Source organism: Burkholderia theae (assembly GCF_048565265.1).
Classification (GTDB): domain Bacteria; phylum Pseudomonadota; class Gammaproteobacteria; order Burkholderiales; family Burkholderiaceae; genus Burkholderia; species Burkholderia theae.
This window is the reverse complement of the sequence record NZ_CP183461.1, coordinates 2,945,884-2,962,111: the sequence shown is the minus strand read 5'-3', so window position 1 is coordinate 2,962,111 and position 16,228 is coordinate 2,945,884. Positions and strand designations below refer to the sequence as shown.

Below are 16,228 nucleotides of genomic sequence, written 5' to 3'. Positions count from 1 at the left end.
GGCGGGTTCGCGGATCGGCGGCGTGCCGGACGCCGATGCGGGGCCGGACGGCAGGCGTCGGGCGATCGGTGGGATGCCGCAAAGGGAATGGATAAGTCAGGGTTGAACCGGCCGGCGAAGGGCAAGGCATCGCTGCTCGGAGATGGCGATCGACGCGTATCGGATCCGGCTGGCAGCGTCGCGCCCTGCGGCGTATCGCCGCCCGGCCGACGGCGCTTTCCGGCATGGGCCTGCGGTTATGATGACGCGGGCATCAGATTTTGCGTCGCGCATCGGCGTTTCAGCCGGCCGGCGCGGGCGTCGCGGCGGTCGCGCGTCGCAGCATGGATAACGAGGAACGATTGATGATACGGAGAACCTTCCTGTCGCGCGCGATCGGTGTCGCGGCCGCATCGCTGTTCGCGCGCGCCGCGTCGGCGCAGCATGCCGGTCATGCGGGCATGGCCGGCATGGACCAGATGGACGACATGCCCGGGATGTCGGGCATGTCAGGGATGTCGGGTCACGGGCAGCACGGCAAGCCCGCGCCGGCCGCGCTCGCGGCCGCCGACGCGCTGCCGGCCGGTGCGCCGCTCGCGACGTTGCGCACGCTCGCGAACGAAAGTCGCGAGCCCGGCACGTTCCGGGCCACGCTGGTGGCGCAGCCCGTGGCGCGCCCGCTGCTGCGCGGTGCGCGGCCGACCACGTTCTGGCAGTTCGGTGCGGGCACGCAGGGGCCCGTCGTCGGTCCGCTGATCGATGTGCGCGAGGGCGACACGGTCGAGATCCGGTTCGTGAACAAGCTGCCGCAGCCGTCGACGATCCACTGGCACGGCCTGCCGGTGCCGCCCGACCAGGACGGCAATCCGTCCGATCCCGTCGCGCCCGGCGCGTCGCACGTGTACCGTTTCACGCTGCCGAAGGGGAGCGCCGGCACCTACTGGTATCACCCGCATCCGCACATGATGACGGCCGAGCAGGTCTTTCGCGGGCTGGCCGGCCCGTTCATCGTGCGTGCCGCCGACGATCCGCTGGCAGGCTGGCCCGAGCGCAACGTGTTTGTGTCGGACCTGAAGCTCGCGCGTGACGGCACGATCGCGCCGAACGACATGATGGACTGGATGAACGGCCGCGAGGGCCAGTTCGTGCTGGTCAACGGCGCGCGCCGGCCGCGGATCGACGTCGCCGGCGACGAACGCTGGCGCGTGTGGAACGCATGCAGCGCGCGCTACCTGCGCGTCGCGTTCGACGATGGCCGCCCGTTCGAGCACGCGGGCACCGACGGCGGGCTGTTCGACGCGCCGCGCCGCGTCACGTCGCTGCTGATCGCGCCGGGCGAGCGTGCGGAGCTGCTGGTGCGCGCCGGCGATCGCGCGTCGCGCGCGGTGCTGCAGGCGGCCGAATACGATCGCCGCAAGATGGCGATGTCGCATGACGACGGTCACGGCAGCCTGCCGCCCGATCCGGCGCTGGCCCTGGCCGATGTCGCGTTCGGGCCGGCCGCGGCGCGCGCGCTGCCGGCGACGCTGCGCGCGGTGCCGCCGCTGGGCGAACCGGTCGCGCACAAGGAGGTCGCGTTCGGCGAAGAGATGGACATGGACGCAATGATGAAAAGCGCGGCGCACGGCCGCCCGGCGGGCATGCGCTTCACGATCAACGGCGAGACCTACGCGCCGCACCGCGCGACGCTGACGAGCCGCCGTGGCGACGTCGAGCGCTGGGAGATCCGCAATGCCACCGACATGGATCACCCGTTCCACCTGCACGGCACGCAGTTCCAGGTGATCGAGCGTGCGTCGGGCGGCTCGCGCACGAGCGAACCGTTCCGCGCATGGCGCGATACCGTGAACGTGCGCAGCGGCGAAACCGTATCGATTCTCGTCACGCAAGACATGCCCGGCGAGCGCATGTTTCATTGCCATATTCTCGAACACGAGGATCTCGGCATGATGGGCACGCTGAAGGTCGTGTAACGAAACGGTGAAGTGTTTCACGAGCCGGACTGCTATCCGATCTGCGTGCGTGACAAGACAATGCGCGTTTGATTATCGGGATTGAACGAAAAGGCCGGCCAATCGATTATCGATTGGCCGGCCTGAAAAAAAAGAAACCCGGCGCAATGCGCCGGGTTTCTTCGTCCGATATCCGATGCCTTTATGCGGCCTGGATGTTCGACGCTTGCTTGCCCTTCGGTCCTTGAACGACGTCAAAGCTCACCTTCTGGCCTTCCTTCAACGTCTTGAAGCCATTCATGGTGATAGCCGAGAAGTGCGCAAACAGATCCTCACCGCCCTCGTCGGGAGTGATGAAACCGAAGCCCTTCGCGTCGTTGAACCACTTAACGATACCAGTTGCCATACCTACTTCCCCTGTCACACAGTCGCTGCTACTTACCACGAGCACGCTCGAAAAGCTAAACGACCGGAAAATGCAGCCGTTCCCCCCTCACAAGCTCACCTCGGCCTCTTTCATTTCGCCAACTGGCAATTTGAAAAAAGTGCCAGCTTGATTGTTGGCGCTCTTTATTGGAGTGTCAAGAGGAATTTTTAGACGTATAGAGGGCCGTTGTAAAGAACCCATTTTCAGGGTTTTTCCGGCTTTGCTTTGCAGCATGCGGCCAAGCGCGAGGACTTGAAAAGCCGCATAATCGGCTCATATACCAGGCTCGAGTGACACGCGTTCGAGTCGTCCCGGCTTGTGGGATACTGGATGCGGATACGACGTTCCGGTGCGATTCCCCCTGACGGTTCGTGTTCCGCGCCACGCGTGAAAGCCGGCACCGCAGCCGGCTTTCGTATGGCGCGAAGACGATCGCGTGTTCCGGGATACCGGGGAGGGCGCCGGCCGGTCGGTCGGGTAATGGCAGGATTGCGGGCCTGTCCGAGTTGTTTAGAATGGGTGTATGGCGATTATCCCGGACAAGCAGGACAGTACCGTCCTGGAACGCAAGCAGCAGAAGCTCAAGCCGCCTTCGATGTACAAGGTGGTGCTGCTGAACGACGACTTCACGCCGATGGAGTTCGTCGTGATGGTGGTCCAGGAGTATTTCAAGAAGGATCGCGAGACGGCCACGCAGATCATGCTGAAGGTCCATCGCGAAGGGCGAGGAGTTTGTGGGGTCTATACGCGGGACATCGCGTCGACCAAGGTTGAGCAAGTCGTTACCCATGCGCGGCAGGCCGGGCATCCGCTGCAGTGCGTGATGGAGGAAGCATGATTGCCCAGGAATTGGAAGTCAGCCTGCACATGGCGTTCATGGAAGCACGCCAGGCGCGCCATGAGTTCATTACGGTCGAGCATCTGCTGCTGGCCCTGCTGGATAATCCGACGGCAGCCGAGGTGTTGCGCGCGTGCGCGGCAAACATCGAGGACCTGCGTCAGAACCTGCGCAATTTCATCCACGACAACACACCTACCGTCCCGGGCACCGACGATGTCGATACCCAGCCGACGCTCGGTTTCCAGCGCGTGATCCAGCGCGCGATCATGCACGTCCAGTCGACGTCGAACGGCAAGAAGGAAGTCACCGGCGCGAACGTGCTGGTCGCGATCTTCGGCGAGAAGGACTCGCACGCGGTGTACTACCTGCAGCAGCAGGGCGTCACGCGCCTCGACGTCGTGAACTTCATTTCGCACGGCATCGCGAAGACGAACAGCGGCGAAGCCGCGAAGTCGACCGACGCGAACGCGGAAAGCGAAGACGCGAATGCGCAGAAGGAAACGCCGCTCGCGCAGTTCACGCAGAACCTGAACCAGATGGCGAAGGACGGCCGCATCGATCCGCTGATCGGTCGCGAGCCCGAGGTCGAGCGCGTCGTGCAGGTCCTGTGCCGCCGCCGCAAGAACAATCCGCTGCTCGTCGGCGAGGCCGGCGTCGGCAAGACCGCGATCGCGGAAGGGCTCGCCTATCGCATCACGCGCGGCGAAGTGCCCGACATCCTCGCGAATGCGCAGGTCTACTCGCTCGACATGGGCGCGTTGCTCGCCGGCACCAAGTATCGCGGCGATTTCGAGCAGCGCCTGAAGACGGTGCTGAAGGAGCTCAAGGAGCGTCCGCACGCGATCCTGTTCATCGACGAAATCCACACGCTGATTGGCGCGGGCGCCGCGTCGGGCGGCACGCTCGATGCGTCGAACCTGCTGAAGCCGGCGCTGTCGTCGGGCACGCTCAAGTGCATCGGCGCGACCACGTTCACCGAGTATCGCGGCATCTTCGAGAAGGATGCGGCACTGTCGCGGCGCTTCCAGAAGGTCGACGTGAGCGAGCCGACCGTCGAGCAGACGGTCGCGATCCTGCGCGGGCTGAAGTCGCGCTTCGAGGAACACCACGGCGTCAAGTATTCGTCGGGCGCGCTGTCGGCCGCGGCTGAACTGTCGGCGCGCTTCATCACCGACCGTCACCTGCCGGACAAGGCGATCGACGTGATCGACGAAGCCGGCGCCGCGCAGCGCATCCTGCCGAAGTCGAAGCAGAAGAAGACGATCGGCAAGAGCGAGATCGAGGAAATCATCTCGAAGATCGCGCGCGTGCCGCCGCAGAGCGTGTCGCAGGACGATCGCAGCAAGCTGCAGACGCTCGATCGCGACCTGAAGAGCGTCGTGTTCGGCCAGGATCCGGCGATCGACGCGCTGGCGGCATCGATCAAGATGGCGCGCGCGGGCCTCGGCAAGATGGACAAGCCGATCGGCGCGTTCCTGTTCTCCGGCCCGACGGGCGTCGGCAAGACCGAAGTGGCGCGCCAGCTCGCGTTCACGCTCGGCATCGAGCTGATCCGCTTCGACATGTCGGAGTACATGGAGCGTCACGCGGTGAGCCGCCTGATCGGCGCGCCGCCGGGCTACGTCGGGTTCGACCAGGGCGGGCTGCTGACCGAAGCCGTCACGAAGAAGCCGCATTGCGTGCTGCTGCTCGACGAAATCGAGAAGGCGCATCCGGACATCTACAACGTGCTGCTGCAGGTGATGGACCACGGCACGCTGACGGACAACAACGGCCGCAAGGCGGATTTCCGCAACGTCATCATCATCATGACGACGAACGCGGGCGCCGAGTCGATGCAGAAGGCGACGATCGGCTTCACGACGCGCCGCGAAACCGGCGACGAGATGACCGACATCAAGCGCCTGTTCACGCCGGAGTTCCGCAACCGTCTGGATTCGATCATCAGCTTCCGCTCGCTCGATGAGGAAATCATCATGCGCGTGGTCGACAAGTTCCTGATCCAGCTCGAGGAACAGCTGCACGAGAAGAAGGTCGACGCGCTCTTCACCGACGCGTTGCGCAAGCATCTCGCGAAGCACGGCTTCGACCCGCTGATGGGCGCGCGGCCGATGCAGCGGCTGATCCAGGACACGATCCGTCGCGCGCTGGCCGACGAACTGCTGTTCGGCAAGCTCGTCAACGGTGGTCACGTGACGGTCGACGTCGACGAAAACGACAAGGTGCAGCTGTCGTTCGACAAGCTGGCGAATCCGCCGCACAAGCCGAACGAAGAGACGGTCGAAGTCGAGTAAGCGATAATTCGTTGTTCATGCGAACGGCGCGGGAAGTTCTCCGCGCCGTTTCGTTTTATCCGGCGCCGGCGGCGCAATGGTGGTGCAGGGGAGTGGTAACGCAGTGACACAACAACAACGATCGTTCGACAGCATCGTCGCGCGAGAACAAGGGTTGCGCCACGCGCTGACGTCGGGGCAGATGGCGATGATCGCGATCGGCGGCGCGATCGGCACGGGGTTGTTCCTCGGCAGCGGGTTCGCGATCGGGCTCGCCGGCCCGAGCGTGCTGGTCTCGTATGCGATCGGCGCGCTGATCGCGCTGCTGCTGATGGGCGCGCTCGCGGAAATGACCGTCGCGCATCCGACGGCCGGCTCGTTCGGCGCGTATGCCGAGCACTACGTCGGCCCGCTCGCGGGCTTTCTCGTGCGCTATGCGTACTGGTTCGCGGTCGTGTTCGCGATCGGCACCGAGATCAGCGCGATCGCCGTGTTCATGAAGTACTGGTTTCCGGCCGTGCCCGGCTGGTACTGGGTGATCGGCTTCTCCGCGTTGCTGATCGCCGTGAACCTCGCGAGCGTCACGCTGTACGGCTCGGTCGAATATGCGTTCTCGCTGCTGAAGATCGCCGCGATCGTCGTGTTCATCGTGCTCGGCGCCTACCTCGTGTGGTCGGCGCCGGCCGCATCGGGCATCGGTTTCGCGAACTATACCGCGCACGGCGGCTTCATGCCGAAGGGGCCGTGGGGCACCTGGGTCGCGGTGATCGTCGCGATCTTCAGCTACATGAGCATCGAGGCCGTCGCGATCGCGGCCGGCGAGGCGCGCGATCCGCAGCACGCGGTCACGCGCGCGTTCCGCTCGACGGTGTTCCGGCTCGTGCTGTTCTACCTGATGACGCTGTCGCTGATGCTCGCGATCGTGCCGTGGACGCAGGCCGGCACCGACGAAAGCCCGTTCGTGAAGGTGATGGCCGCCACACATGTGCCGTACGCGGCCGGCGTGATCAACTTCGTGCTGCTGATCGCGGCGCTGTCGGCGATGAACAGCCAGCTCTATGTGACGACGCGGATGATGTTCAGCCTGTCGCGCGCGCGGCTCGCGCCCGCGGCGTTCGGCCGGCTCGGCACGAACGGCGTGCCGCGTGCGGCGCTGTGGATCTCGACGAGCGGCGTCGCGGTAGCGGCCGTGCTGGTCGCGCTGGCGCCCGACACGGCGTTCACCGTGATGATGGCGATCGCGATGTTCGGCGCGCTGTTCACGTGGCTGATGATCTTCGTCACGCACCTGCGCTTCCGTGCGCGGTACCGCGGCCCCGCGCTCGCGTTCCGGATGTGGGGGCACCCGTTCGGCAGCCTGCTCGGTGCGGGGCTCGTCGCGGCGATCCTGTTCACGACCGCGTTCACGCGCGAATTCCGGATGACGATGGTGGTCGGCGTCGTGTTCGTCGTGCTGCTGACGCTCGCGTATGCGCTGCACTACCGGCACGAACACGCACGCTGACGGCGCCAGCGCGGCCGTCCGCGACCGCGCCTGCCGGCGACCCCATTCTTCATATTCGCTAAGGTTCCGTTAAGCCGGCGGCGACTAACATTCGATCCTGTCTGCAAGGCGGGCCGGCACGCGTCGGCCCGCCGCTATCCTGCAAAAGGGGTTCGAATGAACAAACTTCCCGAAATCACGCTTGCGTTCTGGATCATGAAGATCTGCGCGACGACACTCGGCGAAACCGGCGGCGACCTGCTGTCGATGACGCTGAACGTCGGTTACGCGGTGAGCTCGATCCTGCTGTTCGGCTTCTTCCTCGTGACGCTGGGCGCGCAGCTCAAGACGACGCGCTATCGCCCGGCGATTTACTGGGCCGTGATCGTCGCGACCAGCACGGCCGGCACGACGATGTCCGACTTCATGGACCGCACGCTCGGCCTCGGTTATGCGGCCGGCTCGTCGATCCTCGTCGCGATCCTGCTGGCGATCTTCGCGGTCTGGCGGCTCAGCGGCGAATCGCTGTCGGTCGACCTGATTCGCACGCGCAAGGTCGAGTTGCTGTACTGGATCGCGATCCTGTTCTCGAACACGCTCGGCACCGCGCTCGGCGACTTCCTCGCGGACAGCTCGGGGCTCGGTTTCGGCGGCGGCGCGCTGCTGATCGGCGGGCTGCTCGCGGTGATCGTGCTCGCGCACTACTTCACGCGAATCTCGGGCGTGCTGCTGTTCTGGGCCGCGTTCGTGCTCACTCGGCCGTTCGGTGCGACGGTGGGCGACCTGCTGACGAAGCCGGTCGCCAAGGGTGGCCTCGCGCTCGGTACGGTTGGCTCGTCGGCCGTGCTGCTCGGCGTGCTGGTCGCGCTGGTGATCTATGCGAGCATCGCGCAGGCGCGGCGACGCGAACTGGCACCCGCGCGGATCGCGCAGCCGGTCAGCGAATGACGGCGAATGGAACAGGAAAAAGGGGCCGCGAGGCCCCTTTTTTTGCTGTGTCGCTCAGTGGCGGCCGGTGCTGCCGAAGCCGCCTGCGCCGCGATCGCTTTCCGCGAAGTCGTCGACGATGTTGAACTGCGCCTGCACGACCGGCACGATCACGAGCTGCGCGAGCCGCTCGAACGGGTTCAGCACGAACTCGGTCTGGCCGCGGTTCCACGTCGAGATCATCAACTGGCCCTGGTAGCCGGAGTCGATCAGGCCGACGAGGTTGCCGAGCACGATGCCGTGCTTGTGGCCGAGGCCTGAGCGCGGCAGGATCAGCGCCGCATAACCCGGATCGGCGAGGTGGATCGCGAGGCCCGTCGGCACGAGCGTCGTTTCGCCCGGTTGCAGCGTCACCGGCGCGTCGAGGCAGGCGCGCAGGTCGAGGCCCGCGCTGCCGGTGGTTGCATAGGCGGGCAAGTAGTCGCGCATGCGCGCGTCGAGAATCTTCAGGTCGAGTTTCATGCGGTCGTCGAATCGGTCGGGAAGGGCGCGGCGGCGCTGGCCGCCGCGCGGGAGATCAGATCAGGCGGTTGTCGGGCAGGCGCTTCGCGATTTCCGCGACGAGCACATGCGCGAGTTCGTCTTTCGGCGCACGCGGCAGGCGTGTGAGGCCGGCGGCTTCGAACAGCACGACTTCGTTGTCGTCGCGGCCGAACGTCAGCGGGCCGAGGTTGCCGACGAGCAGCGGCACGTTCTTGCGTTTGCGCTTCTCGTCGCCGTGCACGTCGAGGTCGCCGCTTTCGGCCGCGAACCCGACGCAGAACGGCGGATCGGGCAGTGCCGCGACCGACGCGAGGATGTCGGGGTTCTCGACGAACGCGAGCGCCGGCATCTTGCGGTCGGCCGTCTTCTTCATCTTGTGCTCGGCCGGCTGGTCGACGCGCCAGTCGGCGACCGCGGCCACCGCGATGAAGATGTCGGCATCGGCAACGGCATGCATCACCGCGTCGTACATCTGCTGCGCGGTCTGCACGTCCTGGCGGTAGACGCCCCACGGCGTGTCGAGCGCCACCGGCCCCGCGACCAGATGCACGTCGGCGCCGGCCTGCTGCGCGGCGCGCGCGAGCGCGAAGCCCATCTTGCCGCTCGAGCGGTTCGTGAGGCCGCGCACGGGGTCGAGCGGTTCGAACGTCGGGCCGGCCGTGATCAGCACGCGCCGGTGCGCGAGCACCTTCGGCGCGAAGTGCGCGACGATCGCTTCATAGATCGCCTCGGGCTCGAGCATGCGGCCGTCGCCGACTTCGCCGCACGCCTGCGCGCCCGAATCCGGGCCGAGCACCGACACGCCGTCCGCGCGCAGTTGCGCGGCGTTGCGCTGCGTGGCCGGGTTTTGCCACATCTGGCGGTTCATCGCGGGGACGACGAGCAACGGGCAGTCGCGCGCGACGCACAGCGTCGACAGCAGATCGTCCGCGAACCCGTGCGCGAGCTTCGCGAGGAAGTCCGTCGACGCGGGCGCGATCACGATCGCGTCGGCTTCGCGCGACAGGTCGATGTGCGCCATGTTGTTGTCGATGCGCGCGTCCCACTGGCTCGTGAAGACGGGCCGGCCCGACAGCGCCTGCATCGTGACGGGCGTGATGAACTGGGTGGCGGCTTCCGTCATCACGACCTGCACGGTCGCGCCGGCTTTGGTCAGCAGCCGCGTGAGCTCGGCGATCTTGTAGCAGGCGATGCCGCCCGTCAGGCCGAGAACGAGGTGTTTTCCTGCGAGTTCTGCGTGTGCCAACTCAGGCCTCCAAGGTTCAAACGGGACGGCCGGCGCGAGGCCGGCCGTCGACGCCGAGTATGCGCGCTTAGCGCGAGCCGCGCACGCGACGCAGTTCGTCGTAGATCAGCAGCACCGCGCCGACCGTGATCGCGGAATCGGCGAGGTTGAACGCCGGGAAATGCCAGGCGCCGAGGTGGAAATCGAGGAAGTCGATCACGTGACCGTAGACGAGCCGGTCGATCACGTTGCCGAGCGCACCGCCGAGGATCAGCGCAAGCGACACGCTGAACAGCCGCTGGTGGCCATGGCGCTTCAGCAGGAAGCAGATCACGAGCGTCGCACCGATCCCGAGCGCGGTGAACGCCCAGCGCTGCCAGCCGCTCGCGGTCGACAGGAAGCCGAACGCGGCGCCGCGGTTGTACACCAGCACGAGGTTGAAGAACGACGTCAGCGCATGCTGCGCGCCATACGCGAACGTCTTCAGGATTGCGATCTTCGACAACTGATCGAACAGGATCACGATCAGCGAAATGCCGAGCCAGGGCGCAAGCGCGCCGCTGGCCGGTTTCGACAAGGTTTTCGCCATGGTTAAGCAGCGCTCCGGATTTCGCCGTTTTCAAACAGGTTCGAGAAGCAGCGGCCGCACAGCGTCGGATGATCGGCGTGCGCGCCGACATCCTCGCGGTAGTGCCAGCAGCGTTCGCACTTCTGGTACTTCGATGCGGCCACGTCGACGCTTTCCTGCGCTTCGTTGTCGACCTTGACGACGGTTGCGGCCGACGTGATCAGCACGAACTTCAGGTCTTCGCCGAGGCTCGTGAGCGCGTCGTAGCGCGCGCCGCTCGCGTGCACGGCCACTTCGGCCTGCAGCGACGAGCCGATGCGGTTCGCGGTGCGTGCTTCCTCGAGCGCCTTCGTCACGTTGCCGCGCACGTCACGCAGCAGCGCCCACTTCTCGATCAGCGCGGCCGAGCCGGCGACTTCCGGGTATGCGTAATACGTTTCCGTGAAGATCGTTTCGCCGGCCGGCTGGAACACCTTCCATGCTTCTTCCGCCGTGAACGACAGGAACGGCGCGAGCACGCGCAGCAGGCCGTGCGTCAGGTGGTACAGCGCGGTCTGCGCGGAGCGGCGTGCGCGCGAATCGGCCGCGCTGGTGTACAGGCGGTCCTTCAGCACGTCGAGGTAGAAGCCGCCGAGATCTTCCGAGCAGTACGTCTGCAGTTTCGCGACGACCGGGTGGAATTCGTACTTCTCGTAGTGGCCGAGCAGTTCCGTCTGCAGTTGCGCCGAGAACGCGACCGCATAACGATCGATCTCGAGCCATTCGTCGACGGGCACCGCGTGCTGCGCGAAGTCGAAATCCGACAGGTTCGCGAGCAGGAAGCGCAGCGTGTTGCGGATGCGGCGATAACCTTCCGTCACGCGCTTCAGGATTTCCTCGGAGATCGCGAGCTCGCCCGAATAGTCGGTCGACGCGATCCACAGGCGGATGATTTCCGCACCGAGGCGGTTCGCGACTTCATGCGGGTCGATGCCGTTGCCGAGCGACTTGCTCATCTTGCGGCCTTCGCCGTCGACCGTGAAGCCGTGCGTGAGCAGGCCCTTGTACGGCGCGCGGCCGTCGATCATCGATGCGGTCAGCAGCGACGAGTGGAACCAGCCGCGATGCTGGTCCGAACCTTCGAGGTACAGGTCCGCCGGGAACTGCAGCTGATCCTTGTGCGAGCCGCGCAGCACGTGCCAGTGCGTCGTGCCCGAGTCGAACCACACGTCGAGCGTGTCGCGGTTCTTTTCGTACAGGTTCGCGTCGTCGCCGAGCAGCTCGCGCGGATCGAGCGTCTGCCATGCCTCGATGCCCGACTGCTCGACGCGCTTCGCGACTTCCTCGAGCAGTTCGAGCGTGCGCGGATGCAGCTCGCCGGTTTCCTTGTGCACGAAGAACGCCATCGGCACGCCCCACTGGCGCTGGCGCGACAGCGTCCAGTCGGGACGGTTCGCGATCATGCTGAACAGGCGCTGCTTGCCCCACGACGGGTAGAACGCGGTCGCGTCGATGCCTTCGAGCGCCGTTTCGCGCAGCGTCTTGCTGCCGTCGCGCGGCGTCACGTCCATGCCGGCGAACCACTGCGACGTCGCGCGGTAGATGATAGGCGTCTTGTGGCGCCAGCAGTGCATGTAGCTGTGCGTGTACTTCTCGCTGCGCAGCAGCGAGCCGGCCGCGTTCAGCGCTTCCACGATCTTCGGGTTCGCATCCCAGATCGACAGGCCGCCGAACAGCGGCAGCGATTCGATATAACGACCGTCGCCCATCACCGGGTTGATGAAGTCGGAATCGGTCATCCCGTGCGCCTTGCAGGACATGAAGTCCTCGATGCCGTACGCGGGCGACGAGTGCACGACGCCGGTACCGGTGTCGGTCGTCACGTAGTCGCCGAGGTAGACGGGCGCGGTGCGCTTGTAGCCGGGGTGGGCCGATGCGAGCGGGTGGTGGAAACGCAGGTTCGCGAGCTTCACGCCGGGCGCGGTCGCGACGACGCGGCCCGTCAGCTTGAATTCTTCCATGCACGCGGCGACGCGCTCTTCCGCGATGATCAGCAGCCCGCGCTCGGTGTCGACCAGCGCGTAGACGATTTCCGGATGGAGGTTCAGCGCCTGGTTTGCCGGGATCGTCCACGGCGTGGTGGTCCAGATCACGATGCCGCCTTCGGCGCGCGGCAGCGCCGGCAGGCCGAACGCCTGCGCGGTCTTTTCCGGTTCCGCGAACGCGAACATCACGTCGATCGTCGGGTCGGTGCGGTCCTTGTACTCGACTTCCGCTTCCGCGAGCGCCGAGCCGCAGTCGAAGCACCAGTTCACCGGCTTCAGCCCGCGATACACGTAACCCTTCTCGATGATCTTGCCGAGCGCGCGAAGCTCTTCCGCCTCGTTGACGAAGTTCATCGTCTTGTACGGGTTGGCCCAGTCGCCGAGCACGCCGAGGCGCTTGAAGCCGACCTTCTGTTTCTCGATCTGCTCGGTCGCGTACGCGCGCGCCTTGCTCATCACTTCGGCCGCCGGCAGCGACTTGCCGAACTGCTTCTCGATCTGGATCTCGATCGGCATCCCGTGGCAGTCCCAGCCCGGCACGTACGGCGCGTCGAAGCCGGCCATGTTGCGCGACTTGACGACGATGTCCTTCAGGATCTTGTTGACGGCGTGGCCGAGGTGGATGTCGCCGTTCGCATACGGGGGGCCGTCGTGCAGGATGAACTTCGGCCGGCCCTTGCTGGCCGCGCGGATCTTGTCGTAGAGGCCGCGCTCTTCCCATTCCTTGACCCACTGCGGCTCGCGCTTGGGCAGGTCGCCGCGCATCGGGAACGGCGTGTCGAGCAGGTTGACCGGATACTTGGCCTGCGGTTTCGAATCGGCTTTCTTGTTGCTCATGATGGGATCGCTATCAAATCGGGAGACGCGCGAGCGTCGTGAATCGGGGATGCGCGCGAGTGAGCGGCGCGAGGGTGCGGCGCGCGGGGCGCCGCCGTCCGGATCAGCTAATTCGGTCGGTTGCCGACGTCGCGAAGCCCGTCGCGCGGCTGCCCGGCGCACGGTCGCGCTCGACGAAATACGCGCGCGCATTCGCGACGTCCAGTGCGATCGCGCGCGACAGCGCCTCGAGATCGTCGAACTTCGCCTCGTCGCGCAGCTTCTTCAGGAATTCGACGCGGATGAGCTTGCCGTACGCATCGCCGTGCCAGTCGAGCAGGTGGACCTCGAGCAGCACGCGGCCTGAATCGTCGACGGTCGGGCGCAGGCCGAGGCTCGCGACGCCCGGCAGCGGGTCGGGACCGAGGCCGTGCACCTGCACGACGAAGATGCCCGCAAGTGCCGGCCGCTTGTGCGCGATCGGCAGGTTCAGCGTCGGGAAGCCGAGGTCGCGGCCGAGCTTGAGCCCGTGCGCGACGTGCCCGCTGATCGCATAACCGTGGCCGAGCGCCTGCGCGGCGCCGTCGAGATCGCCCGCCGCGAGCGCGGTGCGTACACCCGAGCTCGAGATGCGCGTGCCGTCGCTGCCGGCCACCGTGCCCATCTGCTCGACCTCGAAGCCGTGCTGCTCGCCGGCGGCCTTCAGCGTGTCGAAGGTGCCCGCGCGTTTCGCGCCGTAGCAGAAATCGTCGCCGACCATCATCCAGCGCGTGTGCAGCCCGCCGACGAGCGTGCGTTCGACGAACGCTTCGGGCGACTGGCTGGCGAACGTGTGGTTGAAGTGCTCGACGACGACGCGGTCGACACCGTGTTCACGCAGCGCCTCGAGCTTGTCGCGCAGCATCGCGATGCGCGGCGGCGCGCCGGCCGGGTTGAAGAATTCGCGCGGGTGCGGCTCGAAAGTCATCACGCACACGGGCAGGCCGCGCGCGTCCGCTGCCGCGCGCACGCGCGCGAGCAGGGCCTGGTGGCCGCGATGGACACCGTCGAAGTTGCCGATCGTCAGCGCGCACGGGGCGCGGCTCTCGGCGTTGGGCAGGCCGCGGAAGACTTTCACGATAGCGGATGCAGCGTCGGGGAATGGGCGGTGGGATGCCGCAAAGCAGAAGATTATAAACGTTCGGGCGGGCCGGCGGCCGAGAAGGCGGGAAACGCGGGGGCGAATGGTAAAATTCGCGGATGAAAAAACTCGTGATCCTGATTTCCGGTCGCGGCAGCAACATGGAGGCCATTGTCCGCGCGTGCGCGCAGGAATGCTGGCCGGCCGAGGTTGCCGCCGTGATCGCCAACCGGCCCGATGCGGCCGGCCTGGCTTTTGCCGCGTCGCACGGGGTGGCGACCGCGGTGGTCGACCACCGTTCCTTCGATAGCCGCGACAGCTTCGACGCGGCGCTTGCCGCGGAGATCGACCGTTTCGCACCCGATCTCGTCGTCCTCGCGGGCTTCATGCGCATCCTCACGTCGGCATTCGTCAGACGATATGAAGGTCGGCTGCTGAATGTCCACCCGTCGCTGCTGCCGAGCTTCAAGGGCATTCACACGCACCAGCAGGCGCTCGACGCGGGCGTCGCGCTGCACGGCGTGACCGTTCACTTCGTGATTCCCGAACTCGACAGCGGCGCGATCGTCGCGCAGGGCGCGGTGCCCGTGCGCGCGGGCGACGACGCGGCCGCGCTGGCGCAGCGCGTGCTGACGGTCGAGCACGTGTTGTATCCGCGCGCGGTGCGCTGGTTCGTCGAGGGGCGCTTGCGCCTCGAGAACGGCCGTGCCGTCGTGGCGCCGGAAGAAGCACGCTGGATTTTCGCGGATCAACCGCATACCGAAACGAGTGAGGGTGTATGAAGCTGCACGGATTCCTGATTGGCCAGACCGAGACCTTGCTGGCCGAGGTGCTGAAGTTCGCCGGCCCCGCCGACGCGACGACGAGCCGGTTCTTCCGCGCGCACCCGAAGCTCGGGCATGCCGAGCGCGGCGTGATCGCCGAGGCCGTCTTCGCGGTGCTGCGCCGCAAGATGGAGTTTTCGCACCTGGCCGAGAGCGGCACGGGCACGCCCGCGCGGCGTCTCACGCTGCTCGGCCTGATGCAGACGGCCGGCCGTAACGCGCTGAGGCCGTTTTTGTCCGACACCGAGTCCGCGTGGCTCGAGCACGTGTCGAAGATCGATCCGGCGAGCCTGCCGGTGCGCGTGCGCACGAACCTGCCCGACTGGATCCACCAGGCGCTGTCGGCCCGATTCGACGCCGAGGAACTCGCGCAGCTCGCCGCCGCGCTGAACTACCCGGCGCCGCTCGACCTGCGTGCCAACGCGCAGAAGGCGACCCGCGACCAGGTGATCGACGCGCTGCGTGCGAACGGTATCGATGCGGGCGCGATGCCGTTCGCGCCGTTCGGCGTGCGCGTCGTCGGCAAGCCGGCGCTGACGCGCCTGAAGCTGTTCGAGGAAGGCCAGATCGAGGTGCAGGACGAAGGCAGCCAGCTGCTGTGCTCGCTCGTCGCGCCGCGCCGTGGCGAGATGGTCGTCGATTTCTGCGCGGGCGCCGGCGGCAAGACGCTCGCGCTGGGCGCGATGATGCGCTCGACCGGGCGCCTCTACGCGTTCGACGTGTCGGAAAAGCGCCTCGCGAAGCTGAAGCCGCGCCTCGCGCGCAGCGGGCTGTCGAACGTGAACCCGGTGCTGATCGACAGCGAGCATGATGCGAAGATCAAGCGGCTCGCCGGCAAGATCGACCGCGTGCTGGTCGACGCGCCGTGCAGCGGCCTCGGCACGCTGCGCCGCAATCCGGACCTGAAGTGGCGCCAGTCGCGCACCGCGATCGACGAGTTGACGCCGAAGCAGGCGTCGATCCTCGCGAGCGCCGCGCGCCTCGTGAAGAAGGGCGGCCGGCTCGTCTATGCGACCTGCAGCGTGCTCGACGCCGAGAACGAGCGCATCGTCGAACAGTTCCTGGCCGACCATCCCGAGTTCGTGCTGGTGCCGGCGCAGAAGGTGCTGGCCGACCAGCGCATCGAGCTCGAGACCGGCGACTACCTGTCGCTGTGGCCGCATCGTCACGCGACCGACGGCTTCTTCGCCGCGGTGCTCGAACGCCGCGCGCAGTAACGACAGGCC

General features: G+C 66.6%; 14 protein-coding genes. 7 read left to right on the top strand and 7 right to left on the bottom strand.

From position 1 onward, the window contains the following. Positions 1-344 precede the first annotated feature (344 nt). A complete protein-coding gene (locus tag ACN22W_RS14030; RefSeq protein WP_419685070.1) occupies positions 345-1,952 on the top strand; it encodes a multicopper oxidase family protein in 1,608 nt (535 codons plus the stop codon). A 181-nt stretch (positions 1,953-2,133) separates the two neighbouring features. Here the strand turns inward: ACN22W_RS14030 and ACN22W_RS14025 are convergent, their stop codons facing one another. Both ACN22W_RS14025 and ACN22W_RS14020 read right to left on the bottom strand, forming a co-directional pair. Continuing rightward, entirely contained in the window at positions 2,134-2,337 is a 204-nt protein-coding gene (locus tag ACN22W_RS14025) for a cold-shock protein (RefSeq protein WP_006478030.1), read from the bottom strand. A gap of 87 nt (positions 2,338-2,424) precedes the next feature. Continuing rightward, positions 2,425-2,592 (bottom strand): hypothetical protein, encoded by a 168-nt coding sequence (locus tag ACN22W_RS14020; protein WP_164991967.1) that lies wholly within the window; start codon positions 2,590-2,592, stop codon positions 2,425-2,427. 289 nt (positions 2,593-2,881) lie between these two features. On the opposite strand from ACN22W_RS14020, the gene clpS reads away from it, so the two are divergent. The 4 genes from clpS (at position 2,882) to ACN22W_RS14000 (ending at position 7,903) form a co-directional block, all read left to right on the top strand. Next, on the top strand, positions 2,882-3,196 hold the full coding sequence (gene clpS / locus ACN22W_RS14015; protein ID WP_006398529.1) for an ATP-dependent Clp protease adapter ClpS: 315 nt from the start codon (positions 2,882-2,884) through the stop codon (positions 3,194-3,196). After that, a complete protein-coding gene (gene clpA / locus ACN22W_RS14010; RefSeq protein WP_034178825.1) occupies positions 3,193-5,493 on the top strand; it encodes an ATP-dependent Clp protease ATP-binding subunit ClpA in 2,301 nt (766 codons plus the stop codon). The genes clpS and clpA overlap by 4 nt, the downstream gene beginning before the upstream one ends. A gap of 103 nt (positions 5,494-5,596) precedes the next feature. Next, complete coding sequence (locus ACN22W_RS14005) at positions 5,597-6,976, top strand: amino acid permease (RefSeq protein WP_419685065.1); 1,380 nt, start codon at positions 5,597-5,599, stop codon at positions 6,974-6,976. Positions 6,977-7,132: 156 nt separating this feature from the next. Continuing rightward, entirely contained in the window at positions 7,133-7,903 is a 771-nt protein-coding gene (locus ACN22W_RS14000) for a hypothetical protein (protein WP_412023165.1), read from the top strand. A 54-nt stretch (positions 7,904-7,957) separates the two neighbouring features. Here ACN22W_RS14000 and dut read toward each other — a convergent pair whose 3' ends face one another. The 5 genes from dut to ACN22W_RS13975 all read right to left on the bottom strand — a co-directional run bounded on the left by dut (position 7,958) and on the right by ACN22W_RS13975 (position 14,175). Then, entirely contained in the window at positions 7,958-8,404 is a 447-nt protein-coding gene (dut, locus tag ACN22W_RS13995; protein ID WP_419685063.1) for a dUTP diphosphatase, read from the bottom strand. Positions 8,405-8,459: 55 nt separating this feature from the next. Further along, positions 8,460-9,671 carry a bifunctional phosphopantothenoylcysteine decarboxylase/phosphopantothenate--cysteine ligase CoaBC gene (gene coaBC / locus ACN22W_RS13990; protein ID WP_343493584.1) on the bottom strand — a complete coding sequence of 404 codons (1,212 nt, stop codon included), beginning with the start codon at positions 9,669-9,671 and terminating at the stop codon, positions 8,460-8,462. Positions 9,672-9,738: 67 nt separating this feature from the next. After that, a complete protein-coding gene (gene lspA / locus ACN22W_RS13985) occupies positions 9,739-10,239 on the bottom strand; it encodes a signal peptidase II (RefSeq protein ID WP_047898830.1) in 501 nt (166 codons plus the stop codon). 2 nt (positions 10,240-10,241) lie between these two features. Beyond that, positions 10,242-13,079 (bottom strand): isoleucine--tRNA ligase, encoded by a 2,838-nt coding sequence (gene ileS / locus ACN22W_RS13980; RefSeq protein ID WP_419685060.1) that lies wholly within the window; start codon positions 13,077-13,079, stop codon positions 10,242-10,244. Between the two features lie 103 nt (positions 13,080-13,182). Then, the gene (locus tag ACN22W_RS13975) at positions 13,183-14,175 is read right to left on the bottom strand and encodes a bifunctional riboflavin kinase/FAD synthetase (protein WP_129512786.1); all 993 of its coding nucleotides are present in this window, start codon (positions 14,173-14,175) and stop codon (positions 13,183-13,185) included. 122 nt (positions 14,176-14,297) lie between these two features. On the opposite strand from ACN22W_RS13975, the gene purN reads away from it, so the two are divergent. After that, positions 14,298-14,960, top strand: a complete 663-nt coding sequence (gene purN / locus ACN22W_RS13970; RefSeq protein WP_419685058.1) for a phosphoribosylglycinamide formyltransferase — start codon at positions 14,298-14,300, stop codon at positions 14,958-14,960. Continuing rightward, the gene (locus ACN22W_RS13965) at positions 14,957-16,219 is read left to right on the top strand and encodes an RsmB/NOP family class I SAM-dependent RNA methyltransferase (RefSeq protein WP_343493587.1); all 1,263 of its coding nucleotides are present in this window, start codon (positions 14,957-14,959) and stop codon (positions 16,217-16,219) included. Before purN ends, ACN22W_RS13965 begins: the two co-directional genes overlap by 4 nt. Positions 16,220-16,228 lie beyond the last annotated feature (9 nt).

What these genes read in the sequence shown, in the direction of transcription:
- clpA (WP_034178825.1), top strand. Translation starts at nt 3,193, where the DNA reads ATGATTGCCCAGGAATTGGAAGTCAGCCTGCACATGGCGTTCATGGAA.
- purN (WP_419685058.1), top strand. Translation starts at nt 14,298, where the DNA reads ATGAAAAAACTCGTGATCCTGATTTCCGGTCGCGGCAGCAACATGGAG.
- ACN22W_RS13965 (WP_343493587.1), top strand. Translation starts at nt 14,957, where the DNA reads ATGAAGCTGCACGGATTCCTGATTGGCCAGACCGAGACCTTGCTGGCC.
- ACN22W_RS14025 (WP_006478030.1), bottom strand. Translation starts at nt 2,337, where the DNA reads ATGGCAACTGGTATCGTTAAGTGGTTCAACGACGCGAAGGGCTTCGGT.
- dut (WP_419685063.1), bottom strand. Translation starts at nt 8,404, where the DNA reads ATGAAACTCGACCTGAAGATTCTCGACGCGCGCATGCGCGACTACTTG.
- clpS (WP_006398529.1), top strand. Translation starts at nt 2,882, where the DNA reads ATGGCGATTATCCCGGACAAGCAGGACAGTACCGTCCTGGAACGCAAG.
- ACN22W_RS14020 (WP_164991967.1), bottom strand. Translation starts at nt 2,592, where the DNA reads ATGCTGCAAAGCAAAGCCGGAAAAACCCTGAAAATGGGTTCTTTACAA.
- ACN22W_RS14030 (WP_419685070.1), top strand. Translation starts at nt 345, where the DNA reads ATGATACGGAGAACCTTCCTGTCGCGCGCGATCGGTGTCGCGGCCGCA.
- ileS (WP_419685060.1), bottom strand. Translation starts at nt 13,079, where the DNA reads ATGAGCAACAAGAAAGCCGATTCGAAACCGCAGGCCAAGTATCCGGTC.
- ACN22W_RS14000 (WP_412023165.1), top strand. Translation starts at nt 7,133, where the DNA reads ATGAACAAACTTCCCGAAATCACGCTTGCGTTCTGGATCATGAAGATC.
- lspA (WP_047898830.1), bottom strand. Translation starts at nt 10,239, where the DNA reads ATGGCGAAAACCTTGTCGAAACCGGCCAGCGGCGCGCTTGCGCCCTGG.